The sequence below is a fragment of the Nonomuraea sp. NPDC050556 genome, from assembly GCF_044457355.1.
Lineage (GTDB): Bacteria > Actinomycetota > Actinomycetes > Streptosporangiales > Streptosporangiaceae > Nonomuraea.
The window spans coordinates 1,197,001-1,221,650 of record NZ_JBITGU010000003.1 but is presented as its reverse complement, the minus strand read 5'-3'; the positions used below and the strand labels follow the sequence as shown (position 1 = coordinate 1,221,650).

The 24,650-nt window shown below is 68.9% G+C and carries 23 protein-coding genes; 9 read left to right on the top strand and 14 right to left on the bottom strand.

Annotated features, from left to right (window positions below; translation table 11 throughout):
• Nucleotides 1-12 precede the first annotated feature (12 nt).
• Complete coding sequence (locus ACIBG8_RS34695; RefSeq protein WP_397347314.1) at nt 13-858, top strand: TIGR03854 family LLM class F420-dependent oxidoreductase; 846 nt, start codon at nt 13-15, stop codon at nt 856-858.
• On the opposite strand, the gene ACIBG8_RS34690 is transcribed toward ACIBG8_RS34695, so the two are convergent.
• Complete coding sequence (locus tag ACIBG8_RS34690; protein WP_397347313.1) at nt 839-1,669, bottom strand: SAM-dependent methyltransferase; 831 nt, start codon at nt 1,667-1,669, stop codon at nt 839-841. The genes ACIBG8_RS34695 and ACIBG8_RS34690 overlap by 20 nt on opposite strands.
• Before the next feature lie 24 nt (nt 1,670-1,693).
• Nucleotides 1,694-2,287: a DUF305 domain-containing protein gene (locus tag ACIBG8_RS34685; RefSeq protein WP_397347312.1), complete on the bottom strand. Its 594-nt coding sequence runs from the start codon at nt 2,285-2,287 to the stop codon at nt 1,694-1,696.
• A gap of 98 nt (nt 2,288-2,385) precedes the next feature.
• Here ACIBG8_RS34685 and ACIBG8_RS34680 point away from each other — a divergent pair, with 98 nt between their 5' ends.
• On the top strand, nt 2,386-3,723 hold the full coding sequence (locus ACIBG8_RS34680) for an LVIVD repeat-containing protein (protein WP_397347311.1): 1,338 nt from the start codon (nt 2,386-2,388) through the stop codon (nt 3,721-3,723).
• Here the strand turns inward: ACIBG8_RS34680 and ACIBG8_RS34675 are convergent.
• The gene (locus ACIBG8_RS34675; protein ID WP_397347310.1) at nt 3,701-4,867 is read right to left on the bottom strand and encodes an MFS transporter; all 1,167 of its coding nucleotides are present in this window, start codon (nt 4,865-4,867) and stop codon (nt 3,701-3,703) included. The genes ACIBG8_RS34680 and ACIBG8_RS34675 overlap by 23 nt on opposite strands.
• 73 nt (nt 4,868-4,940) lie before the next feature.
• Between ACIBG8_RS34675 and ACIBG8_RS34670 the strand changes: the two genes are divergently transcribed.
• Nucleotides 4,941-5,957, top strand: a complete 1,017-nt coding sequence (locus ACIBG8_RS34670) for an ROK family transcriptional regulator (RefSeq protein WP_397347309.1) — start codon at nt 4,941-4,943, stop codon at nt 5,955-5,957.
• On the opposite strand, the gene ACIBG8_RS34665 is transcribed toward ACIBG8_RS34670, so the two are convergent.
• Both ACIBG8_RS34665 and ACIBG8_RS34660 read right to left on the bottom strand, forming a co-directional pair.
• Nucleotides 5,950-6,693: a crotonase/enoyl-CoA hydratase family protein gene (locus ACIBG8_RS34665; RefSeq protein WP_397347308.1), complete on the bottom strand. Its 744-nt coding sequence runs from the start codon at nt 6,691-6,693 to the stop codon at nt 5,950-5,952. The two genes, ACIBG8_RS34670 and ACIBG8_RS34665, sit on opposite strands and share 8 nt — an antisense overlap.
• Before the next feature lie 49 nt (nt 6,694-6,742).
• Nucleotides 6,743-7,393: a hypothetical protein gene (locus ACIBG8_RS34660; protein WP_397347307.1), complete on the bottom strand. Its 651-nt coding sequence runs from the start codon at nt 7,391-7,393 to the stop codon at nt 6,743-6,745.
• Between the two features lie 78 nt (nt 7,394-7,471).
• On the opposite strand from ACIBG8_RS34660, the gene ACIBG8_RS34655 reads away from it, so the two are divergent.
• Nucleotides 7,472-8,527: a hypothetical protein gene (locus ACIBG8_RS34655; RefSeq protein WP_397347306.1), complete on the top strand. Its 1,056-nt coding sequence runs from the start codon at nt 7,472-7,474 to the stop codon at nt 8,525-8,527.
• On the opposite strand, the gene ACIBG8_RS34650 is transcribed toward ACIBG8_RS34655, so the two are convergent.
• On the bottom strand, nt 8,521-8,745 hold the full coding sequence (locus ACIBG8_RS34650; protein WP_397347305.1) for a DUF397 domain-containing protein: 225 nt from the start codon (nt 8,743-8,745) through the stop codon (nt 8,521-8,523). The genes ACIBG8_RS34655 and ACIBG8_RS34650 overlap by 7 nt on opposite strands.
• Before the next feature lie 50 nt (nt 8,746-8,795).
• Here ACIBG8_RS34650 and ACIBG8_RS34645 point away from each other — a divergent pair, with 50 nt between their 5' ends.
• Nucleotides 8,796-9,059 carry a DUF397 domain-containing protein gene (locus ACIBG8_RS34645; protein WP_397347303.1) on the top strand — a complete coding sequence of 88 codons (264 nt, stop codon included), beginning with the start codon at nt 8,796-8,798 and terminating at the stop codon, nt 9,057-9,059.
• On the opposite strand, the gene ACIBG8_RS34640 is transcribed toward ACIBG8_RS34645, so the two are convergent.
• The 5 genes from ACIBG8_RS34640 to ACIBG8_RS34620 all read right to left on the bottom strand — a co-directional run bounded on the left by ACIBG8_RS34640 (nt 9,045) and on the right by ACIBG8_RS34620 (nt 17,810).
• Nucleotides 9,045-9,260: a DUF397 domain-containing protein gene (locus ACIBG8_RS34640; protein ID WP_397347825.1), complete on the bottom strand. Its 216-nt coding sequence runs from the start codon at nt 9,258-9,260 to the stop codon at nt 9,045-9,047. The genes ACIBG8_RS34645 and ACIBG8_RS34640 overlap by 15 nt on opposite strands.
• A 29-nt stretch (nt 9,261-9,289) precedes the next feature.
• Entirely contained in the window at nt 9,290-13,435 is a 4,146-nt protein-coding gene (gene fxsT, locus ACIBG8_RS34635; RefSeq protein ID WP_397347302.1) for an FxSxx-COOH system tetratricopeptide repeat protein, read from the bottom strand.
• Entirely contained in the window at nt 13,432-14,391 is a 960-nt protein-coding gene (locus tag ACIBG8_RS34630) for an AAA family ATPase (protein WP_397347301.1), read from the bottom strand. Before ACIBG8_RS34630 ends, fxsT begins: the two co-directional genes overlap by 4 nt.
• Nucleotides 14,392-14,568: 177 nt before the next feature.
• On the bottom strand, nt 14,569-16,011 hold the full coding sequence (locus ACIBG8_RS34625; RefSeq protein WP_397347300.1) for a hypothetical protein: 1,443 nt from the start codon (nt 16,009-16,011) through the stop codon (nt 14,569-14,571).
• A gap of 143 nt (nt 16,012-16,154) precedes the next feature.
• Entirely contained in the window at nt 16,155-17,810 is a 1,656-nt protein-coding gene (locus tag ACIBG8_RS34620; RefSeq protein WP_397347299.1) for an acyl-CoA dehydrogenase family protein, read from the bottom strand.
• Between the two features lie 30 nt (nt 17,811-17,840).
• Between ACIBG8_RS34620 and ACIBG8_RS34615 the strand changes: the two genes are divergently transcribed.
• Nucleotides 17,841-18,566 (top strand): PaaX family transcriptional regulator C-terminal domain-containing protein, encoded by a 726-nt coding sequence (locus ACIBG8_RS34615; RefSeq protein WP_397347298.1) that lies wholly within the window; start codon nt 17,841-17,843, stop codon nt 18,564-18,566.
• Here the strand turns inward: ACIBG8_RS34615 and ACIBG8_RS34610 are convergent.
• Genes ACIBG8_RS34610 through ACIBG8_RS34600 form a run of 3 tightly spaced genes read right to left on the bottom strand, consistent with a single transcriptional unit; the run spans nt 18,556 to nt 21,721 of the window.
• Nucleotides 18,556-19,569 (bottom strand): hypothetical protein, encoded by a 1,014-nt coding sequence (locus tag ACIBG8_RS34610; protein ID WP_397347297.1) that lies wholly within the window; start codon nt 19,567-19,569, stop codon nt 18,556-18,558. The two genes, ACIBG8_RS34615 and ACIBG8_RS34610, sit on opposite strands and share 11 nt — an antisense overlap.
• Nucleotides 19,570-19,605: 36 nt before the next feature.
• Nucleotides 19,606-20,976, bottom strand: a complete 1,371-nt coding sequence (locus ACIBG8_RS34605; RefSeq protein ID WP_397347296.1) for a glutamate--cysteine ligase — start codon at nt 20,974-20,976, stop codon at nt 19,606-19,608.
• Between the two features lie 34 nt (nt 20,977-21,010).
• Complete coding sequence (locus ACIBG8_RS34600) at nt 21,011-21,721, bottom strand: SDR family oxidoreductase (RefSeq protein WP_397347295.1); 711 nt, start codon at nt 21,719-21,721, stop codon at nt 21,011-21,013.
• A 93-nt stretch (nt 21,722-21,814) separates the two neighbouring features.
• Between ACIBG8_RS34600 and ACIBG8_RS34595 the strand changes: the two genes are divergently transcribed.
• From ACIBG8_RS34595 to ACIBG8_RS34585, 3 genes are read left to right on the top strand one after another with little or no spacing between them, the layout of a single operon-like run.
• Complete coding sequence (locus ACIBG8_RS34595; protein WP_397347294.1) at nt 21,815-22,654, top strand: helix-turn-helix transcriptional regulator; 840 nt, start codon at nt 21,815-21,817, stop codon at nt 22,652-22,654.
• Nucleotide 22,655: 1 nt separating this feature from the next.
• Entirely contained in the window at nt 22,656-23,681 is a 1,026-nt protein-coding gene (locus ACIBG8_RS34590) for a zinc-dependent alcohol dehydrogenase family protein (RefSeq protein WP_397347293.1), read from the top strand.
• 30 nt (nt 23,682-23,711) lie between these two features.
• Nucleotides 23,712-24,641, top strand: coding sequence for a RimK family alpha-L-glutamate ligase (locus ACIBG8_RS34585; RefSeq protein WP_397347291.1), 930 nt, complete (start codon nt 23,712-23,714; stop codon nt 24,639-24,641).
• The last annotated feature ends 9 nt before the right edge of the window (nt 24,642-24,650 follow it).

The following is a 24,650-nucleotide window of genomic DNA, read 5'->3' as shown; positions in this document are numbered from 1 at the left end:
TCTTATGGTGACATGAAGGTACGGATCGGGATCGCTCCCCCACCCGGCGACTTCGTCACCCTTGTCGATCAGGCTGAGGCCGCGGGCGTCGACTCCCTCTGGCTCTCCGAGATCCTCTACGGCCCGGCCGTCGACCCGTTCGTCGGCATGGCCTACGCGCTGGCCCGCACCACCCGGCTAAAGGTGGGCACCGGCGTCGCCATCCTGCCGGGACGCCACCCGGTGCACGTGGCCAAGCAGCTCGTCTCGCTGGCCGCGCTGGCGCCCAAGCGGGTCCTGCCCGCCTTCGGCCTGTCGCCCGCCCGGCCGCGCGAGCGGGAGGCCTTCCCGGTGCCCGGCCCGCGCGGCGCGGTGTTCGACGAGTCGATGGAGCTGCTGCGGCTGCTGCTGGAACGCGACCGGGTGACGTTCAAGGGCGAGTACTTCAGCGTCGCCGACGCCTCGATCGGTCCCGCGCGGCTGGACGTGTGGCTGGGCGGCTCAGGCCCTGCCGCGCTGGCCCGCGTCGGGCGCTTCGGCGACGGCTGGCTCGCGTCCTTCCTCACTCCGGCCGAGGCTGGTACGGCCCGCCGTACCATCGCCGGGCACGCCTCGCGCTTCGGCCGGGCCATTGAAGAGGATCACTACGGGATGAGCATCGCCGTGGGCGAGCCGTCGGCCGAGCTGGCCGCCGCGATCGCGCGGCGCCGCCCGGACGCCGACCCGGCCGCCCTCGTCGCCCGCGATTGGGCCGCCGCCCGCGACCTGATCGGCCGCTACGTGGACGAGGGGCTGACCAAGTTCGTCGTACGGCAGACGCACCCGTCGCCCGGCTTCGTCGACGACTTCGTCAGGGAGCTCAAGCCCCTGGAGAACTGACCTTGCGCCACACGCCGCCGACGTAGCCGCTGTGCTCGGCGTCGCCGGCGTAGTCGTCGCCGGGGCGCCACAGCTCGACCGGCAGCACGCCGGGCTCCAGCAGTTCCAGACCGGTGACGAGCCCGGCGACCCGGTCCGGGCCGCGCAGTTCGAGGTCTCCGGCCGCCGTCCTGTTGTAGATGCGGCGGCTCTCGGCCACCATCTCGTCCTCGGAGTAGCTCGTGTAGGCGTGCGAGACCGCCAGGTACCCGCCCTCGGGCAGCGCGTCGCGCAGCGTGCCCAGGATGGCGGCGACCCGGTCGTCGTCGCGGAAGAAGTGCAGGATGGCCAGGACCAGGATGGCCACGGGCTCGTCGAAGTCCAGGTGGGCGCGGATGCGGGGGTGGTCGAGGATCGCCCGCGGCTCGCGCAGGTCGCCCTCGACCACGATCGTGTCCTCGGCGTCGGCCAGCAGCGCACGCGCGTGAACGAGGACGATCGGATCGTTGTCCACGTAGGCCACCCGGCCGCCCGGCACGGACGCCCTGACGATCTGGTGCACGTTCTCCCTGGTGGGCAGCCCGGTGCCGATGTCGAGGAACTGGCGCACGCCCGCGGCCGCGAGCTGGCGCACCACGCGGCCGAGGAAGGCGCGGTTGGCCCAGGTCGCCTGCCTGACGTCATAGCCGACCTGCCTGCTCATCTCCAGGATGGCCTCTGCGGCCTGGCGGTCGGACTCGAAGTTGTCCTTGCCGCCGAGCCAGTAGTCGTAGATGCGTGCGGCGCTCGGCACGGTGGGGTCGATGCCTGCGGGTGCCCGCTCCTCAGTCACGCCCCGATTCCACCATATTTCCGATCATGCCGTGCGAAGAATGTCCCGCATCCTGGCGATCTCGGCTGCCTGTCCTGCTTCGATGTCCGTGGCCAGGCGGGTGATCCCCGGATCGCTGCCCGCGCCGAGCACCTGAGCGGCCATCGCCAGCGCCTGCTCGTGGTGGGCGATCATCTCGGTGAGGAAGAGCCGGTCGAACGCCTTGTCCCTGGCTTCCTCGAGCCTGCTCTCGTGGACGTGGTCGTGCGGCGGCTGCCTGCCCAGCTTCTGCAGCCACGACGTCAGCCAGGAGATCTCCGCCTCCTGCGAGGCCTTGATCCTGGCCGCGGCCGCGACGATCTCCGGCCTCGTCGTACGGCCCGCGACCAGGGCGGCCATCGCCAGCGCGGCCCGGTGATGGGTGATCATCTCCTCGGCGAAGCGCACGTCGGCGGCGTTCGGCGCGCGGTCGGGGGCGAGCTTCTGGCCCGGGGTGGCGGTGGCGGCGCGGGCTCCGGGCTCGCCGGGCACGATGACCGGCGGGCCGCCCGTGGGAACCACGCCTGTGGTGGGCGGCTGCGCCGTACAACCTGCTGCGAAGAGCACTATCACCGCGGCAATGCGCACGTTACGGTTCATCCTGGGGAAAATCTACGACGAACGGGGTTAGCGTGCGACGGGGCTGGCTCATCGGGGTTCTCTTAGTCACGGCCTGTACGGCTTCACCACCTCCTCAGGTGGCGGTGAAACCGTCGGCCGTTTCATCGGCGCCCACTCCTGAGGGCGCGGCGATCCCACCGGACGCCATCAAGCAATACGACGCGTCCATCGACCACAGCGACAACCTCACCCAGGTGGCGAGCGTGCCGAGGACGGCGCCGTTCAACACCGAGGGGGCCATCAGCTCCGACCTGGCCTTCACCGGCGACTACGCCATCGGCGGCAACTACGACGGCTTCATCGTCTACGACATCTCCGAGCCGTCGCACCCGTCGATCGTGAGCCAGGTCTACTGCCCGGGGCCGCAGAACGACGTGACGGTGAGCGGCAACCTGCTCTTCCTCTCCGTCGACCTGCGCATGGACGGGCCGTCGTGCCAGAGCAAGCTCAACGCGATGGGCGGCGTCTGGGAGGGCCTGCGGATCTTCGACATCACCGACAAGCGCAACCCCGCCTTCGTCGGCGCGCTCGCGGTGCCGTGCGGCTCGCACACCGCCACGCTGATCCCCTCCGACGACCCGGCCAACGTCTACCTGTTCGCCACCTCCGCCCCCGGACGGTCGGGCAGCACGGAGTGCAAGGAGACGCAGAAGGGCAAGATGGTCGTGGTCAAGGTGCCGGTCGCCGACCCGGCCAAGGCCACCATCGCGGCGAACCCGATCGTGATGGAGGGCGGCCCTAGCCCGTCGGCCGACGGCGTCATCGTGGGCGGCTGCCACGACGTGACCGTGCACGCGGCCACGAAGCGGGCGGCCGCCTCGTGCCTGGGCGACGGGCTGCTGCTGGACGTCTCCGATCCGGTGGCGCCCAAGGTGCTCGACCGGGTGCAGGACCCCAAGCACTTCGGCTACTGGCACTCGGCGGTGTTCAGCAAGGACGGGTCCAAGGTGGTCTTCTCCGACGAGTTCGGCGGCGGGCAGTCGATCGTGTGCGACCCGTCGTCCAAGGACACCTGGGGCGCGAACGGCGTCTACACCATCAAGAGCGACAAGCTCCGCCTTGAGGGATATTTCAAGATTCCGCGGGCGGCGCTCGCGCCCAAGATGTGCAGTGCCCACAACGGCTCGCTGCTGCCGGTGGAGGGCCGGGACATCATGGTGCAGGGGTGGTACGAGGCCGGGGTGTCGGTGATCGACTTCACCGACCCGGCGCACGCCAAGGAGATCGCGTACTTCACCCGCGACCACGCCCCGACCGTCACTCCCGACGAGTTCGGCGGCTCCTGGTCGGCGTACTTCTACAACGGCTACATCTACTCCAACGACATGTTCATGGGCCTCGACGTGCTCAAGCTGACCGGACTGCCGCTGTCCACGGCCAAGCTCACCGAGTTCAACCCGCAGACCCAACGCTGACCAGCTCCCTCTCCTCGGCGACGACCTTGGGCCGCAGGGCGCCCGCCAGCAGCACCATGACCACCACGACGCCGGTGATCATCGCGAACGCGGCCTGGTAGGAGAGCGCGCCCGCGGCCCATCCGGTGACCGCGGGCGCGATCAGCCCGGACAGGTACGTGATCGTCGCCACCCCGGCGACGCCCTCGCCCGGGGTGGTGCCCGCGCGGCCCGCCGCGGCGAAAACCAGCGGCACGATCACCGCCACCCCGACGCCGATCAGCGCGAACCCGGCCATGCACACCCACGGCGTACGGCCGAGCACCACCAGGACGCCGCCTCCCGCGGCGACGGCTCCGCCGGTCCTGACCACGGCGACCGCACCGGCCCGCCGTACGAACCAGTCGCCGACCAGGCGGGTCACGGCCATGCACAGCATGAAGACGGTGAAGGTCGCCGCCGCGACGCCGGGACCGGCCGAGGCCACCTTGGTGACGTAGACGGCCGCCCAGTTGGACGAGGCGCCCTCGGCGAAGGTGCCGCAGAAGCCGACGAGGCCGACCGCGAGGATCGCCTTGGACGGGAGGGCGAACCTGCGCGGCTTGACCTCGTTCGTCCCTGTCGCGTCCTCCGCCAGCCCTCGTCCGGCCATTACGGCTATGCCGGTCAGGACGACGGCCATCACGGAGAGGTGCAGGCGGGCGTCGACCCCGGCCTGCGCGGCCAGCACGCCGATGCCGCCCGCCGCCAGGCTGCCCACACACCACATGCCGTGCAGCCCGGCGATGATCGAGCGGCCCATGCGGCGTTCGAGCAGGACGCCCTGGGAGTTCATGACGACGTCGCTGGTTCCCGCGGCCATGCCGTACAGGACGAAAACGGCGAACAGCGCGATCGGCGCCGGAGCGAGCGCGGGAAGGGCCAGGATCGCGCACCACACGACGATCAGGACGCGCGTCGTCCTGCGCCCGCCGATGCGGTAGGCCAGGCGGCTGGCCATGGGCATGGCGATGAAGGCGCCGATCGGCTGGCAGAGCAGCACGAGGCCGAGGACCGCCGGGGTCAGGGCGAGGTGGTCCTGCAGCCAGGGGATGCGGGTGGACAGGCTGCCCGCCACGGCACCGTGGAGGGCGAAGACGAGCGCGATGGAGCGATGAGGTGTCACGGCCGATAAATTAACAGGCAGGCTTCCTGATGAAAAGACCTATTAGGGAGGCTTCCTGATTATTATGGTTCCCGTGAAGACCGCGACCCCGGCCATGGCCCGTGCGATCAACGATCGGCTCGCCCTCGACCTGCTGCTGGAACACGGCGCTCTCACCGCCCCCCAGCTGCGCGAACACACAGGACTGTCCCGGCCGACGGTGGCCGACCTGCTGGAGCGGCTGCAGGCGGCGGGGCTGGTGGAGGCGCGCGGGGAGTACGGCGAGGACCGGCGCGGACCCAACGCGCGGCTCTACGGCGTGGTGGCGGGGCGCGCCCACGTGGCCGGGGTGGACATCCGCAGGACCGGCCTGACCGTCACCGTCGCCGACCTGACCGGCGCCACGATCGGCACCGCCACCCGCGGCCCCTCCCCCGACCTCGCCGGGACGATCGCCGCCGCGGTACGCGAGGCGTCCTCGGGCCGGGCCGTGAACACCGTCGTCCTGGGCGCCCCAGGCGTGATCCACCCCCACACCAGCACGATCGCGGGAGGCAACGGCGTCCCAGGCTGGACCGACTCCCTGCCCGCCTCCGTGGGCGCCGCCCTGGACGCGCGGGTCGTCCTGGAGAACGAGGTCAACCTGGCCGCGATCGCCGAACACCGGGAGGGCGCGGCGAAGGGCCGCGACGACTTCGCGCTGCTGTGGCTGGACGACGGTGTGGGCGGGGCCGTGGTCCTGGACGGCCGGCTGCGCAGGGGCTCATCCGGCGGGGCGGGCGAGATCGGGCTGCTGGACATCGACGGCACCACGTTCTGCTGCGCGATAGACCCCGCCCAGGTCCCGGACCTGACGAGGGAGGAACTGACCTCCCGGGTGGCCAGCGGCACCTTCGCCGTGATCGCCGTGCTGGACCCGGGGTTGGTCGTGCTGGGCGGCACGAAGGGCAAGGAGGGGGGCGACGAGCTGGCCGATCAGGTGGAGAAGCTGGTCGCCAGCCGCTCTCCCGCTGTTACCCGGGTCCGCCCGAGCACGGTGCGAGGCAACGCCATCCTCCAGGGCGCCGTATTGACCGCCCTGGACCTCACCCGCGACACCATCTTCAGCTGAACGCGCCGTGCCGCCCCTCGCCTGAGGCGAAGCGGGCGGCACCCCGCATGGCGTCGCCCAGCGAGGTCATGCCGTGCCGCAGCTCGTTGACCATGGCGTCGCGCTCCGGCAGGCCCTCCTGCTCCAGCGCCGACAGCCGGTCGCCGCGCAGGCAGGCCTGGGGGAAGGCGGCGATCTCGCGGGCGAGCGCCTCCGCTGCCTGCCGTGCCGTACCGGTGGGGACGACCCGGTTGGCCAGGCCCATCGCCAGGGCCTCGGCCGCGGAGACCGGGCGGCCGGTGAGGATCAGGTCCATGGCGCGGGAGGCGCCGATGAGACGCGGGAGCCGTACGGTCCCCCCGTCGATCAGGGGGACGCCCCAGCGGCGGCAGAACACCCCGAACACGGCATCCTCCTCCACCACGCGCAGGTCGCACCAGAGGGCAAGTTCCAGGCCACCGGCGACGGCGTGTCCGGCGACGGCGGCGATGACCGGCTTGGACAGACGCATTCTCGACGGGCCCATGGGCCCGTCGCCCTCTTCGCCGACGTGATTGTCGAGGTGCTTGAGGTCGGCTCCGGCGCAGAACGTGCCGCCTTCGCCCCACAACACGGCGACGTCGGAGTCCGACGCCTCGAACTCGGCGAACGCATCGGACAGGGCATCGGCTGTTTTGCGGTCGACGGCGTTGCGGGCCTCGGGGCGGGAGAGCACCACTGTGGTGACAGGGCCCTCGCGTTCGATTCTTACTGTCATCTGGGCCTCCTCTCTGACATCCTGCGCGAAATACTCACCACCGCAACCCTTAGGCGACGCTTTCTGACACCTCCCAGAGGCCATCGAACAACCGCAGGCAGTAGTCATACATCGCGCTGTCCGCCGAGAACACCAGGCACGGGGAATTTCGACCATGAACACCAGCCAGATACGGCGTGAAGTATGCCAGTCGATCGGTGACGATCACCCTCGCCGTGTGCTGCGCGTCAAGGAGTCGCAGTTCCACTTTCGAGTTCGCGGCGGCGACCGTCCTCATGTAGTCGACAGTGGCGGATACCTGCTTGGCCAGGAGCCCGCCTTCCATCCCCGGATCGGTGCGAACCATCTCCTCCTCACGCCTGCGCAGCCAGCCGCCGGGATCGGCGGGATCGGGGAGAAGCACACGTATGCCCTCCAGCCGGCGCTGCTCGTTTCGCCACACCTCCTGGAAGCTGTCTCTGGTCAGCTCGTTTCCCCGCCCGGTCAGCACCCTGATCCAGCGGGCAGCGCGCAGGTCCGCGCCCAGGTCGGCGTTGGCGGCCGACTGCGTGGCGTACGACCGGGCGATGCCGAGTCCGAGCAACCGCGACAAGAGCTTCACCAGGAGCCGCCGCGGCCATGCGACGCCCAACCAGCCCGCGCCCACCGTAAGCGCAGTGGCGATGAGCGAGCTCACCACTCCGATGATCAGTTCCTGCATGGCGCTCCCTTGACTCGTGACCGCGTCAGGGCAATATCGTGATCCGGCGTGCCATACCAGGTCTAGGGGTGCAACCTAATGATCGGTGTCATCACCGCGCTGCCCGTGGAGTCCGCCGCGCTGGCGCATGTCCTCGGCTCGGCTCCGGTCCAGCCCGTGCCCCATGACCGCAACCTCTACGCCGTCGTCGACCTGAACGCTTTGCGCGTCGTGACGACGTCGCTGGCCACGACAGGCAATCCAGCGGCCGCCGATGCCTGCGCGAACCTCGTCCGCAGCTTTCCATCGGTCCGCGCCGTGATCATGTGCGGCATCGCTCTGGGCGCGCCCGGACGGGGAGTGCTGCTCGGTGACGTCGTCGTCGGAAGCGGCGGCGTCTTCCACTACAGCCATCGTCGCGTCACCGACGAGGGAAGTTCTTCTCGCGGGCTGCCGCAGCCTGCCTCCCCCGGACTGTTGAGGCACGTCAACGAGGTGCGTGCTGCCGAGTTCCGCCGCGAGGCGCCGTGGCTGCGCTTGCTCACCGACCCACCGCCCGCCTTCGCCCGCCCGCCGTCCGACCACGACTGCCGGGTTCACTATGGACGCATCGGCAGTGGTGATGAGTTGTTGCGGAGCGCCGCGAGGCGCGATCAGTTGGCGGCCGCCGACGATCTTCTCGCCATCGAGATGGAGGCTGCCGGCGTTGCCGTGAGTGCGGCACTGAGCGGGCGTGAGTGCCTGGTCGTGCGCGGGATCAGTGACTACGGCGACGCGGACAAGAACGACGCGTGGCAACCCGCGGCCGCCCTCTCCGCAGCCGCCTACGTCTGGGGACTGCTCGAACAGGTCTCACGGTCCGGCCCGACCTCCGTCCCCGACGCCCTGACTCTCGTCGGGCTCATGGAACAGGTGCCGTCCTTGCAGACTCCAGAAGACCGGCACAGCGTTCTGCGCCTGGTCGATCCACGGGCTGCGGCCATGGCCCCCCAGGACCGCCGGACCAGGCCCGCGCTTCTCGGCTTGGTCAGTTTGCTCCAGCAGTACCCGAGCGGCCTCGACGATCTGGTCAGGGTGCTGCAGCGATTGGAGGGCGAGGACTCGGCTCCCGTGTGCGCGTTGGAGGCGGCCCTCAGGAACTATGACGCTCAGTAGTCGAACTCGCCATCCAACGTGCCCGCGACGAACGCATCCCACTCCGCCTGAGTGAAGACCAGGACGGGGCTCGCCTCATCCCCACCGTTGCGCATCAGGATGATGTCACCCACGAACGCGACTTCCACCGGGTCGGCAATGCCGTTCCCGTCCGCGCCTTTCACCCATACAGCGGAAGAAAGGTCAATATTCGCCACTTTCGGCTTGATAGGCAACATAGTTCGTATCTTATGACAAAAGTAGGATTTTTTCGCGTATTGCACGGTCAATGGATCACGCTGCCCGACGGCAGATAGAGTATCTGATCAGTAACGGTCCGCAATGGTTAAGGAGTGCAGCGATGCAGACGTCGCCCGTTTGGCGGAAGAGCAGCTACAGCACAGAGCAGGAGTTCGGTACCTGCGTAGAGGTCGCGCAATTGGGGGCGAACCTCGGAGTCCGCGATTCCAAGGACCCCGACGGCCCGCACCTCACGTTCAGCCCCGCATCGTGGGTGGCCTTTGTGAGCTCGATAAAGTCACATTCCATCTGACCGTTCGGGGCGCACCGGCGCCCCGAACGCCCCTTGTCTGACCATGGCGACAAAAGCCCGCCATGAACGTTTCGACACCACGAAGTACGGGCCAGGATTCACGCTGTCCCTGACGGCGCAATGGTCCCCGAGGTCGGCGACGCTGACACAACCGCCACCGCTTCCGTCACTCCACGTGCTCTTACGCCATGCAGACTCCATGTTCTCCGTCACATCTCCGCCTCTTCGCGTCACACCGCGATCGGATAGATGTCGCAGTTGGCCCGCCTCCCCTGCGCCCTCGACCTGATTGCGGGATGATCCTCACCCAGCACACGGCGGTACCCGGCAAGGGATTCGGCCAGCAGCGCAGCGGCCTCCGCATCCTGCCCGACTGCCTTGAGGTCGAGACTGAGGTTGAACATGCACGCCAGAGTCGTCGGGTGCTCGCTGCCCTGGCCGCTCATGAGCTGATCGAAGGTACGCCGGTCCAGTTCCAGCGCCTGCTCGTAGTCCCCCAGTTCGTACAGGTCGCTGGCGTAGTTGATGGCGCTGATGAGTGTCCTCGGGTGGTTTGCACCGAGCATCCTGGTGAGGTCCGCCATCGCTTTGCGATCCAGGTCCCTGGCCTCCTCCAGCCGGCCCATCACGCGGAGGGTGACCGCGATGTTGACAGCGGCGGTCGGCGAATTGGGATGTTCTGGACCAAAGATCTCCTCGTAGTGCTCCTTCGCTCGAATGCCCAGTTCCAGCGACTGGGAGAGGTCCCCTATGTAGCGCAGGTTGATCGCGTGGTTGAGCGTGATCGCCACAGTGGTCTGATATTTCTCCCCGTAACGAGCCTTGTAGAGGGACATCGCCTCCTCTGAGAGCTTGAGTGCATCCTCCTGACGGCCCGCCTTCCTGCTCATCACCGACAGCTGAGCGATGGCATCCATCGTTCCTGGATGCGAGTTCTGATAGTTGCGTCGCATCTCGTTGGTGTGCAGCTCCTGCATGCGCCTTGCCTCAAGGTAGTCGCCGCTCTCCATCACATCGATGATGAGGGCGACCCTGCTGCTGATGGTGCTGAGGCTGTCCGGACCGAGGACCTCCTCCTTGCGCCGCTGCGTGTCGCTGTCCAGCTCTCTGGCCTTTGCCGGGTCGCCGGTAAGCCGGTAGTCGATGGCCAGAAGGTGAGCCTGCTCCAGGGTGAGGGGGTCGTCGGAACCGAAGCGGCGGCGCAACGTCTCGTATGCTCGCTGATCGAGCTCCAGAGCCGCACTGAACCTGCCCAGGTAGCGGAGGTCGGCACCCAGATAGCCCTGCGCCTCCAGAGTGCGCTCGTGGTCGGGCCCCAGACGCTCGCGCAGCGCCTCGACGGCGTGGAGATGATGACGGTAGGCGCCCTGGAAATCGTCGAACAGGCGCAGGGCCCGGCCGAGCCGCAACTCCGCTGACAGGGTGGCGTCGTGGGTGGGCCCGAGCTGGGCGTTCCAGGCGTCGAAGGCCCGTTGTGCCAAGGCGAGGAACCCGTTGTGGTCGCCCCACAGGTACAGGAAGTCGATGAGGTTGAGGAACAGGCCCCTCGCCCAGGGGTCGCTGCACTCCTCCAGCTTGGAGGCGAACACGTGCGGGAAGAGCGCGTGATACTCAGGCCATCGCGCGCGGTTGCCGGGCGCCCTGGGGTCGGCGTTGGCCAGAAGAAGGTGGCCGCAGTGCCGCAGCCGCAGCCGCTCGTCCTCCGACAGCTGGCTGGTGACGACGCGCTGGACCAGTCGGTGCAGGGAGATGGTGTTGTCACGGTGGTTCAGCTTGGCCAGCGCGTACTGGTTGATCGCCCGGGTGGTGCGGCTCAGTGTGATCGGATCGCGCAGCGCTTCCAGCAACTCCGCGGGTCCCTCGAGATCGCGGCTGCTGCTCAGCAACGCCCTCGGAATGGGTTCGGGCGCCAGGAAGGCGCAGACCTGGAGCAACTGGAGCGCGGCGGGATCGCTCTCCCTCAGCCGGTCGAAAGAGACGTTCCATGCCGCGGCAACCGGCACCTCCGCCCCTTCGACGTGAAGCAGCTCATTGCGGTGGTCGTCGAAGAGCTGCAGATACTCCGAGACCGGCATGCCTGTCTCGGAGAGCCAGACGGCCGCCTGCTCGATCGCCAGAGGCAGGTCGCCGAGGCGGCTGGATATCTCGTCGGCGTCCGTGTCGCTCAACTCCGGCCCGCGCAGCCGGAGCAGTTCACGGCTCTCGACCCGGGTGAAGACGTCCACCTCGAGAGGCGCCGCGTAACTGAACCAGTCTCGCGAGCGCGAGGTCACCATGATCTTCCCTGGCCCGTTGGTGGGGAAGAACCTCCTGATCTCTTCAACGTCCTCGGCGTTGTCGAACACGAGCAGCCAGTCCGCGTAGGGACGGCCCAGCCGCAGGGCTTCCTTCACCGCGGGAACGGCTACGTTCGGCTCCGTGACATTGAGGTCCAGGTGCACTGCCAGATCCACGAAGGCCTGCCTGACCATGGTCAGGCGCTCCGACGGAATCCACCAGATCAAGTCGTACTTCTCCTGATGGCGATAGCAGTACTCAACAGCGATCTGCGATTTGCCGACGCCGCCAAGACCGTGCAGCGCCTCGGGCAACACCGCCGTCGTGCCGGCGGAGAGTCGCTCGTGGAGCTGCTCCAGCATCTCCTCCCGGCCGGTGAAGTTGACGTTCTTCTGCGGGACGTTCCATACCGGCGTCGGTTCGTGTGACTCACGTTTGGGGGCGCGTGGAACATCGCTCATCTTGATCGTTACTCCAAAGGGGTCCGGCGTCGGTGGTTCCTTCACCACATGGGGGTACACGCTGTCCTCCGGGCGGGGGAGATCGCGAGTGGAGGTATTCCCCGCTGTGACCAGGGCATCCCTGCCCCGATGGTCACTAAGTCCTGCTCTCAGCTGTCGCGCTGGAGCGATGTAGCCGCCCGCCATCGCCTCGAACGCCTCCAGCGCCGGGTCCACCAGCGCCTCCAGCTCAGGAGGCAGGTCCGGGACGACCGCGCTCGTCGGTGAGATGATCACATCACGCAGCGCACGTAGCTCGTCGATCTCCTCCCCGAGATGATCGGCGACGGCGACCAGCACCTCGGCTGTGGCGGAACGGCGCCCGGCCTGCAGCAGTTCCGCGCGTACGCCCGGCAGGAAGTCGTAGGGCACGGCCGGTTTCGAGGCGGGTGGGTACGACTGCTTGACCAGATCGCTGGCCAACACCTCTGCGAGGTGGGCCGTCGTCGCCCCCGGTACCAGTCGCCGCCGCACCATCTGCATGACGGACGGGGACAGCGGCGCGGCGGCCAGCCGTACGGCCAGCTCGAACGCGGTCGGTGAGACGCCCATCCGGAAACGCCAAACCCGTTCCTCCGGAGATACCACGTCGTCCGAATCAACCGGCTCCAGCAGTTCCTCGGCACCGGGCAGACACGGCAGCACCGCTCCCGACCAGCGGGTCTCCGTGGCCATCACGAACTCGGCCCATGCCCGCACCTGAGCCGGTTCAGGTCCGATCACCGGCACGGCGACCGTGCGCTCATCACCCGGAAAGTGGTAATCGGCGGCGGCAGCGGCAGGCCTGCTGGTACGTAACCGCCCGAGCTCTGGAGAGACGCCCGTACGCCGCCACAGCCGCGCAGGCAGTAGATGGATCACCGCGACGGCGCTCCGCTTACCCCATGACGCGAGCAGCCTGTGGGCTGCCCCGGTGTGCCAAGCGTCGCCGATGCCGTCGGTCAGCACCACGATGAGCCTGCGCCCGGTTCCGGGTGAGCTGGCCAGTGCCCGTAGTCCCAGCTCGTGCAGGTGCTTGACGTCCGTGTCCAGCAGGTGCGTTCTGATGACGCGGAATGCCGCCGAGTCCGCGAGGGCGGCCGTGAACCCGATCGCCATGCCCCGGTGCAGCGTGGAGAGGCGGCTGTCGTCGATGACCACCTCCAGCTCCATCATGCGCTCGCGCGGCTCGCTGAGGACGGGGAGCCAGAGGCCGTCTCCCGCTGCTCGAGTCGCTGTGGCGACCTCGTCCAGCTCCGCCTTGCCGTACGGGGAGATGATCCTGCGGCGGAAGGCGCGCAGCGCCTTGGTCATGGAACGTCTGCGCAGCCCCTCAGACAGATGCACGACAACGTCGTCGCCCGGCGTCTGACGGACCGGGCCGATGCCGACCAGGACGTCGGATCCGGGTTCTGGCTCGCTGGGAACCTGCGGCTGGGGCGTGGGGTCCGGAAGGGGCTCCTTCTGCGAGCGAGGGTCCTGCGCCGTGGTGCCTGCCGGCAGCGGGTCCGGCAGAGGCTGCTCGGCGAGAGTCGGATCGTCCTCGGCCGCCAGGGCTGCCAGCCAGAGGAGGTCGGCGGTCTCCTGCCAGGATGGTGGGTGACCTGCCGACGCGCTCACCCCTTGCCTACCTCGTCGAGCCGCCGCAGGACCACGTCGAGCATGGGCTTCCAGGACTCTTCCGTCCAGTCCTCGCCTCCCGTGATGACCAGGTGGAGGGCGCTGAGCAGTTGGTCGGCCGCCACCGGATGTCGGCTCCGATACCCGAGGAACTCGCTGATGATCCGTTCTGTGTAGGGCTCGGCCTTTCCCGCGAAATGGGCCGCGATCAGCTCCGCGAGTCGATCCTCGCTGGGCTCCGGCATCTCCAGGCGGACGCACCTGCGCAGGAAGGCCGGGGGAAACTCGCGCTCCCCGTTGCTGGTGATGACGATGAAGGGAAAGGCCAGGCAGGTGACCCGGCCGTCCCTGACCTCCGCTTTCTGCCCCGGATCAGCGGTGTACACCTGTACGGACGCTTCGCGGGCACGAGCTCTGACGAGTTCATTCAGCTGGAAGCTGCCCTCTTCGAGAACGTCGAGCAGGTCGTTGGCGAGATCGGGGTCGCACTTGTCGAACTCGTCGATGAGCAGTACGCGCGGCAGCTGGTAGGGAAGCAGGGCGGTACCGAGCGGGCCGAGTTGGAGGTAGTCGCCGATGCTCGGTTCCGCAGCCGCCACACGGGCGTCCTGCACGCGCGCCACCGCGTCGTACTCGTACAACCCGGACGCCAGGGTGCTCCGGCTGTTGATCGGCCAGCGGAGCACGTTGCCCAGGCGGAGCTCCCGGCTGACCTGATACGCGAGCGTCGACTTTCCCACGCCCGGGGGACCGGTCACCAGCAGGGGACGGCGCAGGCAGAGCGCCGCGTTGACCGCGATGACCTCTTGGGGGTCGCTCGTGCGCACGGGCGCGGACTCGACCTTGCCGAGCCGCCGATCGAGCTCGGCCAGGTCCTCGGCCGGCGGATCGATCGCCGGGCCTCCTCCGAACGTGCGCCAGGGAGGTGGGGGCGGAAGCACCTTGCGTAACGACACGTCCTGCAGCGGCCGGCCCGTTCCGCGATAGATGAGCCACCGCCTGGGTATAGCCGCCAGTTCTCCGTCCCCAGGTGGTCTTTCCACGCTCATCAGCGGATGGTCCTCACTTGGCTGAGAGATACGTGAGCTACCTATCGAAGGATCCCCTTCTTGGCCAACCCGCGCAAGGCTTGATCAGGAATATGATCTTAACCTGGGAGAATCAGGGATAGTACGGTGCGGATCATCCCAAAGGAGCGAAACACATCGGTATGAGAGCCGCGAGCTGCGAAGACGCAGAACATTCTGCGAGACGGAAAGAATCTGCTCCGCCCGAAGAATCTCTCCCATAGCTGCCCGAAAATCCTCATTTGCTTCAATATCGCGGCACCATAGGACAATCGGCAGTCCAGCATCCAAAGCTGCCGTCAACTGGGCAAGCCCCTCTACAGTGTCTGGAGGAGCAGAAAGCACGCACGCCACCAGATTCTCCCCATGGAGGAGGGTCTCGTGCACAGCGGCGAGGTCGACGGGCTCGCCGGGAACGACGTGAACCTCGCCCTGTCCACGGCTGAGCCGCTCTGCCCTCACATGAAGTTGCCGGATCCTGGCTCTGGGACGTAGCCGCTCGTCGGTGCGGAGCATCACCTCATAATCGGCGCCGAGTGGACGCGCGGGCAGGTGCGCGCTCACGCGTCTGGGCCACTCGTCCACGGCGAGGTTGACCAGTTCGGGAGAGAGCATGAACTCGAGGAGCAGCGGTCCGCCTCTGGCGGGCGTCCATTCCCCCTCCGTTTCCAGCGCCAGACCGACGACATAGGCTGCGATCTGGTCAAAGGAAAGCTCCACATCCTTCCCGCGCACCGGCCGCCAACTCATCGGGTCCGTGTGCGTCCAGTGCGAGACCAGGTGCGAATCGCCGCTCTCCGCAGTCGCGGGCAGCTGTTCGATCCTGATCACGAGGCACACCGGCAGGTCCGTACGAAACTCGAAAGGCGGAGCCTGCCTGATCAGCAACTCCAACTCGTTGGCGGCGACGTCGTCGTATCCGCGCAGCAGGTCGCGTTGGTTGTACAGCCAATGGCGCAGTTCTTCGACGACTTTCAGATCGTGCGAATTTGCCGGGCGATGGAGCAGCAATCGGTAGACCGCCCCCGCGAAGGCCAGGTGCGGCCCGAGCCTGCCCGGCTGGCTGTTGTAGTCGATCAGCGTGCCGAACACCTGGCCGGCGTTGGTCAGCCCGGAGGGGAACAGGCCGTGCTTGCCGTCGGTCACGATGCTGTAGATCGTGGCCAATTCGGCGATCTCGCACTGGCTGAGCAGTTCCTCGATTCGTTTCGCCTCTTCGGCCGCCAGGAGGGGTTCTGCCACGCTGAGCCGCTCGATGACGTGGCGTTGCCAGGTCGTGCCCTTACCGTGGAACTCGACCGCGCGCAGCAGTACGGCCCTGCCGTTCTCCAGCGCCATGCAACCCTGCACGATATTGAGGAAGTGGGCGTTCGGCAGAGGTGAATAGGCGATGTTGAGCGAATTCGGGGAGAGCAGACTGTTGATCGCGTTCAGCAGGTCCTCGGGTTTCAGCTGGGATGCCGTCGCCAGCACTTCGGCGATTTCGCTGGCGTGAACGAACTCCGGCACGCTCCTCCCCACCGATACCTCACCAAGGAAATTGCGGTGATTGTACTAGAACTCACCGCATCAAATCCCTCGTGAAGCATGAGATGGAGTAGATCGTGTGATTCTTCATGCATGCGAACGCCGCGGACCCTCCCGAGAGGCGATCAGATCAGCATCGCTCCCGCCAGAAGAACGTCGAAGTGGTCCTCGGCCGGGGCGTCGAGGCCGCGGAGCGGGCCGCGCTCGGCCAGGTGGGCCTCGGCGTAGAGGCGGGCGACCAAGCCCTTGCGGCCGTCGTCCAGGCCCCACCGGGCCTGGTCCTCCAGCAGTGCCGCCGCGTACACGTCGGCCATGAACTGGGCCAGCGGGTAAAGCCTGGCCTCGGCGGTCACCGGGTCCAGGGCCTGCCACGCGGCCACCGCCTTCTCCAATGCGTCCACGCTCCCGAGCACCAGCTCGGAGGTGGCCAGCTCGCGCAGCCGTTCCAGGAACGGCACGTGCGCCTGCTCGCGCAGCATCGCCCGCCGCACATCAAGGCACAGGATGTTGTCCCCGCCCTCCCAGATCGGGTTGACCTGGGCGTCGCGCAGCAGCCTGGCGACGGGCCACTGCTCGATGTACCCGTTCCCGCCGTGCACCTCGATGGCGTCGCTCGCCGCCGTCACACCAAGCCTCGCCGCCCGCAGCTTGATCAGGGCAGGGGCCAGCCGGAGCTTCGGACCCGCGAGGCCGTCGAAGACCATCGCCTGCGCCGCCTCCACCTCGACGATCAGCTCGGCGAGCTTCCGGCGCATCAGCGGCTGGCCGATGAGGGGCTTGCCGAACGCCTCGCGGGTGCGGGCGTAGCAGACGGCCTCGACCAGGGACCGGCGTGCGACGCCGACGCCCATCATGGCGACGCCGAGCCTGGAGGCGTTGGTCAGCTTCATCATGGTGCCCAGCCCCGAGCCGGAGGACTCCCCCGCCAGCAGGAAGGCCTCGGCTGAGGCGAACTCGACCTCGGCGGACGCCACCGACCGGGTGCCGAGCTTGTCCTTGAGCCGCCGGATGCGGACGCCGTTGCGCGAGCCGTCCCGCCGCTCCCACAGCACGAGGAACGGCTTGACGTCGCCCTCCGGCAGGCGGGCCAGCACCACGAAGGCGGACCCGTTGGCGTTGGAGGCGAACCACTTGAATCCGGTCAGGAGCCACGCATCGCCGGAGGGAACGGCCGCTGTCTCCAGCGCGGCCAGGTCAGAGCCGCCGGTCCGCTCGGTGAACATCTGAGCGGCCTCGCCGGAGTAGAAGCCGTTGGCGAAGATCGTGCGAACCCGTTCGAGGATGTCGGCCGGCGCGTGCTTCTCGGCGAGTCCGACCACCATGTCGCCGCCCGTGCCGAGCGCGCAGCCCATCCCGATGTCGGCCTGGTCGAGCAGGTACGTCCAGGCCGCTCCCAGTGCGCGCGGATCCGCCCCATGAGCGACGGCGTCGGCCACGAACCCGGGCGAGGTGAAGTTGTCGGCCATCAGCGCCCGGCGGGCCGTCTCGAAGGAGGGCGGCATGACGACCTGGCTGACGTCGCGCCCCCACCGGTCGTAGCGCTCCAGGCGGGGCGGGTTGCGGTCGGTCTCCTCTGCGCAGGTGGCGACCAGCCCGCCCATCAGCGCGCCGAGCCGCTCCAGGTGCGGTGCCGCCCAGGCGTAGCCGTCCCCGAGGTAGCGCCGCATGAGCAGCTGCAGCGTGGGATCGCCGGTCCACCAGTTGCGCCCGACGGCCCCCTGGTAGCGCTCGGTCGCGTAGCGATCGCTGCCGTCGAACGGTTCGATGAGATAGTCCGCCATGCTCGGAGTGTTACATATACTGGACACGCGATGGAAGACCGTAATACGTTCAAGCCGCTCACCGCCCGCTCCGCCGTGCTCAGCGCCCTGCTGGGCAGCCACCCGCCCCGGCTGGCCGCGCGCCACCTGGTGCGCATCGGCGAGCTGTTCGGCATCGCCGAGGGCACCGTCAGGGTCGCGCTGTCACGCATGGTCGCGGCGGGCGACCTGCTGCAGGAGGACGGCCGCTACACGCTGACGGTCAGGCTGGCCGAGCGGCAGAAGAGGCAGGACGAGAGCAGATCGCCGCACACCATGAGGTGGGACGGCACCTGGGACATGGCCGTGGTCACCGCGGAGCGCCGCGCTCCGGCCGACCGGGCCGCGCTCCGGCAGGCGATGACCGAGCTGCGCCTGGGCGAGCTGCGCGAGGGCACGTGGATGCGCCCGGCCAACCTGCTCATCGACTGGCCGGATCCGGTGACCGAGCAGTGCACGCTCATCGAGGCGCGCCCGCACGACGATCCCACGCCCCTGTTGTGGGATCTGGACGGCTGGGCGGCCGAGGCACGCAGGCTGGAGAAGGCGCTCGGCCAGGCGTCGGGCCTGACCGAGGGGTTCCTGGTCAACGCGGCCGTGCTGCGCCACCTGCTGGCCGACCCGCTGCTGCCGCCCGAGCTCCTGCCGTACGGCTGGCCGGGCGCCGAGCTGCGTGCCCGGTACGAGGAGTTCGACGCCAGCTATCGTGCGGTCCTGCTGAAACACCTCACAGACTGACCCCGAAGATCACCCGCTTGTTCCTGAACTCGGTGACGCTCCACAGCCGCCCGCCCTGCATGCACAGGTCCTCGGGCCCGAGCGGGAACGGGCGGGAGGCGACCTTGCCGCTCCCGTCGTCGACCAGCAGCCTGCCGTTGGTCGCCGCGTTGGCCGCCTGGCTGAGGTACCACCTGCCCTTGAACGACATCCCGCCCTGGATCTTGCGCTGCCCCATGGCGAACGCGTCGACGAGGCTCATGTCGTCCAGGCTCCACCTGGCGATCCGCCCTGCGGAGCCCTCCTCCAGGTACTCCCCCGCCACCAGCAGATCGGGCGAGGCGCTGCGGTCGACGGAGACGAACGAGAACATCGGCCCCGACGCCGCCAGCCTCCACGCGTCGGTCTGCGGCAGCAGGTAGCGGTAGCCGAAGGCGTTGAACCTGCCGCCCTGCCGTCCGATGAGCTTGGCGTCGCCGAGGTCCTTCTGCACGGTGCGCAGGTCGAGCAGGTGGTTCATGTCGAAGACACGCAGGCCGCGCGTGGTGTCGGCGACGTAGAGCAGGTCGCCGTACCAGGCGATGCCGCCGGCGTGGATGTTGATGGGGCCGTAGGAGCCGTCCGGCTTGGCCTCGACGAGCAGCGCGTGCTGGTACTTCAGCGTCTGCGGGCTGAGGAAGCTGATCCGGATGCCGCGCTCGACGACCCCGAGGGGCTTGAAGTACCAGCTGGCCACGAACACCGGCACGCCGACCTGGCCGGAGTCCTCACCGCAGGTCAGGCCCTGCGGGTACCAGTCCGGGGTGTCGTTGTCCTTCTGGTCGAAGGCGTACCACTCGGCGGGGCGCGGCTGCATCGTGCCCATCGCGGCCGACGCGCCCCGCTTGACCGCGAGCCGGTTGGCCTGGGCGAGGACGGCCTCGACCGAGGTGCTGCCGATCTCCCCGGCGAGCTTGGCAGCTCCGTCGGCCAGCGTCCCCGTGGCCCGCCGTAAGGTGAAAGGCGTCTTGTCTGTAGGAACCATAACGAGTTGGACGGCCCACAGGGGCAGATGGTTCGCCTAGGGCCACATGTGCACCGGGAGCCCGGACAGCGCCAGCTCGCGGTAGCGCATGACGAGGCCCTCGCCCTGGTTCTCGCGCTGCCACACCGCCCCCGTACGGCCCAGCCTGGTCCGGTCGGCGATGACGCCCAGCGCGGTGTCCGCGTCGGACGGCACGACGCCCGCTGCCAGCAGCCCGGCGCGCGCGGAGGGCAGCAGGCTCAGCACCAGGTCCCCGGCGCGCACCTGCCCGTCGAACCAGTCGAGCTTGGCGTCGAGCCCGTCCATGGCTGCGCGGTAGAAGTTCTGGTAGGCCATCGCGAACGGCAGCTCGGTCAGGTCGCGCTCCCCCAGCGCGAGCGTCAGCCCGAGCAGGAACGCGGTGTTGGCCGCCATGTCGGCGCACGTCGGGCCGGACGGGAGGGCGCGCATCTCGATCCGCAGGTGGCCGCCGTCCGCCGGGTCGTAGACGGGCCTGTTCCACTGCCAGACGGTGCCCTGGTGCAGCCGCAGCTCCGGCAGGCCTGGCTCGTCGGAGAGCATGGGCATGACCGGGTCGTAGTCCTCGACGTACCGCTCGAAGAGCTCGTAGGCGCCCTCGCGCACCCAGTCGGACCCGAAGCCGACCCGGCCGTCCCTGCGGGCGAGCCTGGCGATGTCCCTGTCGTCGGCCGCCTCCTCGAACAGGGCGATCCTGGTCTCCTCCCAGAGCGATTTGCCCAGGAAGAACGGTGAGTTGCCGCTGACGGCGAGCACCGGCCCGATGGCGAGCTGCGCCGCGTTGAACAGCCGGGCGAACCGGTCGGGAGGGGTACGCAGGTGGACCTGCCAGGAGGTGTTGGCGCTTTCCAGGATGACGTGCTCGACCTCCAGCTCCAGGTCGTCGATCTTGACGATGAACGGTTCGAGCCGCAGCCGCCGCATGCCCCTGGCCAGGGCGTGGTAGCGGGCCTCGTCGCTCATCGCCGCCCTGGTGAAGTCGCCGGTGCCGAGCGTGGGCAGGATCCCGATCGGCAGCGCGCCGCCGCCCACGCGCGCGGCAGCGGCGTCGACCATGGTGAGCGTCTCCTGGATCTCCGCGCCGAGCGCCTCGAACGGCCTGCCCTCCAGGGGCACCGGGGTGAGGTTGACCTCCAGGTTGTAGCGCCCCAGCTCGGGGGTGAGCCTGGGGTCGTCCAGCTCGGCGATCAGCTCCTCGCCGCGCGGCATCGGGTCGCCGTTCCCGTCGACGAGGAACAGTTCCAGCTCCGCGCCGATGGTCGTCGGGCCCTGGCCGAAGCCGGGCTCGTCGAGCAGGTCGCGGAGCTGGATCAGCTGCTCGCGCAGGCGTTCTCCGAAGCGGCTGAACTCCGCTTCGGAGAATCGTGCCTTGTCAACGTCTTGTCCCATCCCTCACTACTGTCCTGAGAGGAAGGGTCTATACCTACCAGGGGAGAACGCCGTCATCCTGGAGGTATGCGCCGGTCGGTCCGTCGGCGTCCAGGGTGGCGAGCTGGACGGCGATCGCCGCGCCCTGCTCGGCCGTACGGTACCCGGTGTGGCCGTTGAGATCGGTGGCGCAGTAGCCGGGGTTGGCGGCGTTGACCTTGATCGGGGTGTCCCACAACTCCTTGGCGTACGCCAGGGTGATCATGTTGAGCGCCGACTTCGAGGAGTTGTAGGCGGCGAAGTTGTACGGCCAGTACGGGCCGTCCGGGTCGATCGCCATCGACAGGGAGCCGAGCTCGCTGGACATGTTGACGATCCTGGCCGCCTCGGCAGCGCGCAGCAGGGGCAGCATGGCGTTGGTCACGGTGACGACGCCGAAGACGTTGACGTCGTAGATCTGGCGGAAGAGGTTGGCGGAGGTGGCGCTCGGCGGCGAGTCCCCCTGCAGGACGGCCACTCCAGCGTTGTTGACCAGGATGTCCAGCGTGCCGTACTCCTCCCCGATCCACTTGGCAGCGGCCTCCACGCTCGCCTGGTCGGTCACGTCGAGCCTGACGTACGGCTGGCCGAGCCGCTCGGCGGCCGCCCTGCCCAGCTTCTCGTCGCGCGCCCCCACGATGGCGGTGACGCCGCGCTCCGCCAGGAGCCTGGCGGTCTCGAAGCCGATTCCCTTGTTCGCACCGGTGATGAGAGCAGTCGTTGTCATGCCTCCAAGCTCCCGCTCCTGCCCAGAAAGCAGGAGAGACCCGCTCAGGCTGGGATCAGCAGTACCACCCACGCCCTGTTCGCATGAGCCACCATGAAAGACGTGAACCGCGAAGAACTGGCCGAATTCCTGCGCACCAGGCGCGCCCGCATCCTGCCGAAGGACGTCGGGCTGCCGCAGAACGGGGCGCGCCGTACCCCTGGGCTGCGCCGCCAGGAGGTGGCCCAGCTCGCGGGCATGTCGATCGACTACTACATCCGGCTCGAACAGGGCAGGGGCCCGCACCCGTCGCGCCAGGTGCTCGGCGCGCTGTGCCGCGCCCTCATGCTCAGCACCGACGAGCGCGACCACCTGTTCCGGCTGGCCGGGCAGCCGCTGGAGCCGCGCAGGCTGCGCGGCGACGTGCCGGAGGGCATCGTCAACCTCGTCGCGTTCCTGGAGGAGGTGCCCGCCTTCGTGCTCGACGCCAAGTACGACATCCTGGCCTGGAACCCGATGGCCAGCGCGATCATGGGCGACCTGGACTCCCAGCCGGCGAGCGACCTCAACGTCATCAGGTGGGTCTTCCGCTCCCCCGACCTGGCCCAGAGCCTCGGCGACGAGGAGAAGAGCAGGTTCGCCCGCGCCGCCGTCGCCGACCTGCGGGTGGCAGCGGGCCGATATGCCGACGACCCCGGCATCCAGGCGCTGGTCACGGAGATGCTCGCGCTCAGCCCGGAGTTCGCCGCGCTGTGGGCCAAGCACGAGGTGGTGGTGCGCAGGGAGCAGCGCAAGCGCATCGTCCATCCGGTCGTGGGCGTGATCGACGCGGTGTGCATGGTCATGCCTGTCCCGGATCGTGATGATCTGCGCCTGGTCCTGTACACGACTACCCCCGGTTCGCCATCTCACCAGGCCTTGCGCGAGTTGAGGCAGTTGACCCTAAGCTCATGAGATGCGAGCTGTGGCCTTTGACCTCTTCGGTGGAGAACTCGACGTCAGGGACCTGACCGATCCCTCTCCCGCGCGCCACGGCGTCGTGGTCCGGGTGGAGGCGACCGGGCTGTGCCGGAGCGACTGGCACGGCTGGCAGGGCCACGACCCCGACATCAAGGTCCTGCCGCACGTTCCCGGGCACGAGCTGGCCGGGGTGGTCGAGGCGGTCGGCGCCGACGTGCGCGGCTGGCGCCCCGGAGCCCAGGTGACCGTGCCGTTCGTCTGCGCCTGCGGCTCGTGCGGCGCCTGCGCCACCGGCGACCAGCAGGTCTGCGAGCGCCAGACGCAGCCGGGCTTCACCCACTGGGGCTCGTGGGCCGACCTCGTGGCGATCGACCACGCGGACGTGAACCTCATCGCGCTGCCCGAGGAGATGGCGTTCACCACGGCGGCCTCGCTGGGCTGCAGGTTCGCGACGGCGTTCCGCGCCGTCGTCCAGGTCGGCAAGGTACGGCCGGGCGAATGGGTGGCGGTCCACGGGTGCGGCGGCGTGGGCCTGTCCGCCGTGATGATCGCGGCGGCGGCCGGCGCCCGCGTGGTGGCCGTCGACGTCAGCTCGGACGCCCTGCACCTGGCGGAGGGCGCGGGCGCCACCCACTTCGTCAACGCCACGGCAGGGGACTCGGCCGACCAGGTCAGGGAGCTGACCAGGGGCGGCGCGCACGTCTCCATCGACGCTCTCGGCTCCTCCTCGACGTGCGCCTCCTCCGTGCTGGGGCTGCGCAGGCGCGGGCGGCACGTCCAGGTGGGGCTGCTGCCCGGCGGGCAGACCCCGGTCCCGATGGACCGGGTGATCGGGCACGAGCTGCGGCTGCTCGGCAGCCACGGCATGGCCGCGCACGCCTATCCGGCGATGCTGGAGCTCATCAGGTCGGGCACGCTGCACCCCGACCAGCTGATCACCCGCACGATCGGGCTGGCCGACGCGGGCAAGGCGCTGGTGGCCATCGGATCCGTCCCGGGCGTCACCATGATCGTGCCTTGAAAAGGCCCCGGATCTGCCACAATTCGCCTCGTGATCCGTCTCGCCCTCGTCGGCCGCGCCAGGCCCAGCAACACCGCAACCAGGCTGCGCGAGGTCGCGGCCGGACTCGGATGGGAGGTCTGGCCGGTCGGCGACCGGACCACGATCACCCAGGTGGGTATCGCGCAGGGCCTCGCCCCTGACGTGATCTTCAGCAGGATCTTAGGCACCGAGGACGACCTCGCCCACCTGCTGTTCCTGCAGCGTGACCTGGAGCGGCTCGGGATCCCCGTGCTCAACAAGGCCGACGCCGTCGAGATCGCCGTCAGCAAGGTACGGCAGGCCGCGCTCTTCCGCGCCCACGGGCTGCGCCACCCCAGGACCTGCGTGATCACGCCGTTCGCCGATCCGGCCCAGCTCGGGCTGCTGCTCGGCTTCCCCGTGGTGCTCAAGCCCGACCTCGGCCTGGGCGGGCTCGGCGTGGTGCGCGCCCACGACGCGCACGGGCTCGGCCTGCTGTTGCAGGAGGCGGCCATGGCCGGTCAGCGGACCATGGTGGCGCAGAGCTTCCTGCCCGAGGCTGCGGCCAACCTGCGCATCCTGGTCGTGGACGGGCAGGTGGTCGCGGCGGCCGAGCGGCGGGCCGCCGGGGGCGACTGGCGCAGCAACGTCGCCCAGGGCGCGGTGATGACCGCCGTCGTGCCCGACGAGGAGGAGGTACGGCTCGCCTGCGCGGCCACGGCCGCCGTCGGGCTCGACCTGGCCGGCGTGGACGTGATCCGTACGCCCGAGGGGCCCGTCGTGCTGGAGGTCAACTGCTCGCCGGGGCTCCTGGCAACCGAGCAGGCGACCAGGGCGCCGATCTGGGAGGACATCATGGCGGCGATCGCCCGCAGGGCGTCGTCCGGCCCCACCGTCCAGGGCACGCAGACGCTCACGATGCCCACGCTCGACGATCTGCGCCCCCTCGACGCCGTCTGATCGCCTCGC

Excerpts from the sequence above, each read along its gene's own strand:
- ACIBG8_RS34610 (WP_397347297.1), bottom strand. The coding sequence starts at position 19,569 with ATGGTTCCTACAGACAAGACGCCTTTCACCTTACGGCGGGCCACGGGG.
- ACIBG8_RS34600 (WP_397347295.1), bottom strand. The coding sequence starts at position 21,721 with ATGACAACGACTGCTCTCATCACCGGTGCGAACAAGGGAATCGGCTTC.
- ACIBG8_RS34665 (WP_397347308.1), bottom strand. The coding sequence starts at position 6,693 with ATGACAGTAAGAATCGAACGCGAGGGCCCTGTCACCACAGTGGTGCTC.
- ACIBG8_RS34685 (WP_397347312.1), bottom strand. The coding sequence starts at position 2,287 with ATGAACCGTAACGTGCGCATTGCCGCGGTGATAGTGCTCTTCGCAGCA.
- ACIBG8_RS34605 (WP_397347296.1), bottom strand. The coding sequence starts at position 20,976 with ATGGGACAAGACGTTGACAAGGCACGATTCTCCGAAGCGGAGTTCAGC.
- ACIBG8_RS34695 (WP_397347314.1), top strand. The coding sequence starts at position 13 with ATGAAGGTACGGATCGGGATCGCTCCCCCACCCGGCGACTTCGTCACC.
- ACIBG8_RS34655 (WP_397347306.1), top strand. The coding sequence starts at position 7,472 with ATGATCGGTGTCATCACCGCGCTGCCCGTGGAGTCCGCCGCGCTGGCG.
- ACIBG8_RS34590 (WP_397347293.1), top strand. The coding sequence starts at position 22,656 with ATGCGAGCTGTGGCCTTTGACCTCTTCGGTGGAGAACTCGACGTCAGG.
- ACIBG8_RS34660 (WP_397347307.1), bottom strand. The coding sequence starts at position 7,393 with ATGCAGGAACTGATCATCGGAGTGGTGAGCTCGCTCATCGCCACTGCG.
- ACIBG8_RS34640 (WP_397347825.1), bottom strand. The coding sequence starts at position 9,260 with ATGGAGTCTGCATGGCGTAAGAGCACGTGGAGTGACGGAAGCGGTGGC.
- ACIBG8_RS34620 (WP_397347299.1), bottom strand. The coding sequence starts at position 17,810 with ATGGCGGACTATCTCATCGAACCGTTCGACGGCAGCGATCGCTACGCG.
- ACIBG8_RS34615 (WP_397347298.1), top strand. The coding sequence starts at position 17,841 with ATGGAAGACCGTAATACGTTCAAGCCGCTCACCGCCCGCTCCGCCGTG.
- ACIBG8_RS34595 (WP_397347294.1), top strand. The coding sequence starts at position 21,815 with ATGAAAGACGTGAACCGCGAAGAACTGGCCGAATTCCTGCGCACCAGG.
- ACIBG8_RS34650 (WP_397347305.1), bottom strand. The coding sequence starts at position 8,745 with ATGTTGCCTATCAAGCCGAAAGTGGCGAATATTGACCTTTCTTCCGCT.
- ACIBG8_RS34645 (WP_397347303.1), top strand. The coding sequence starts at position 8,796 with ATGGATCACGCTGCCCGACGGCAGATAGAGTATCTGATCAGTAACGGT.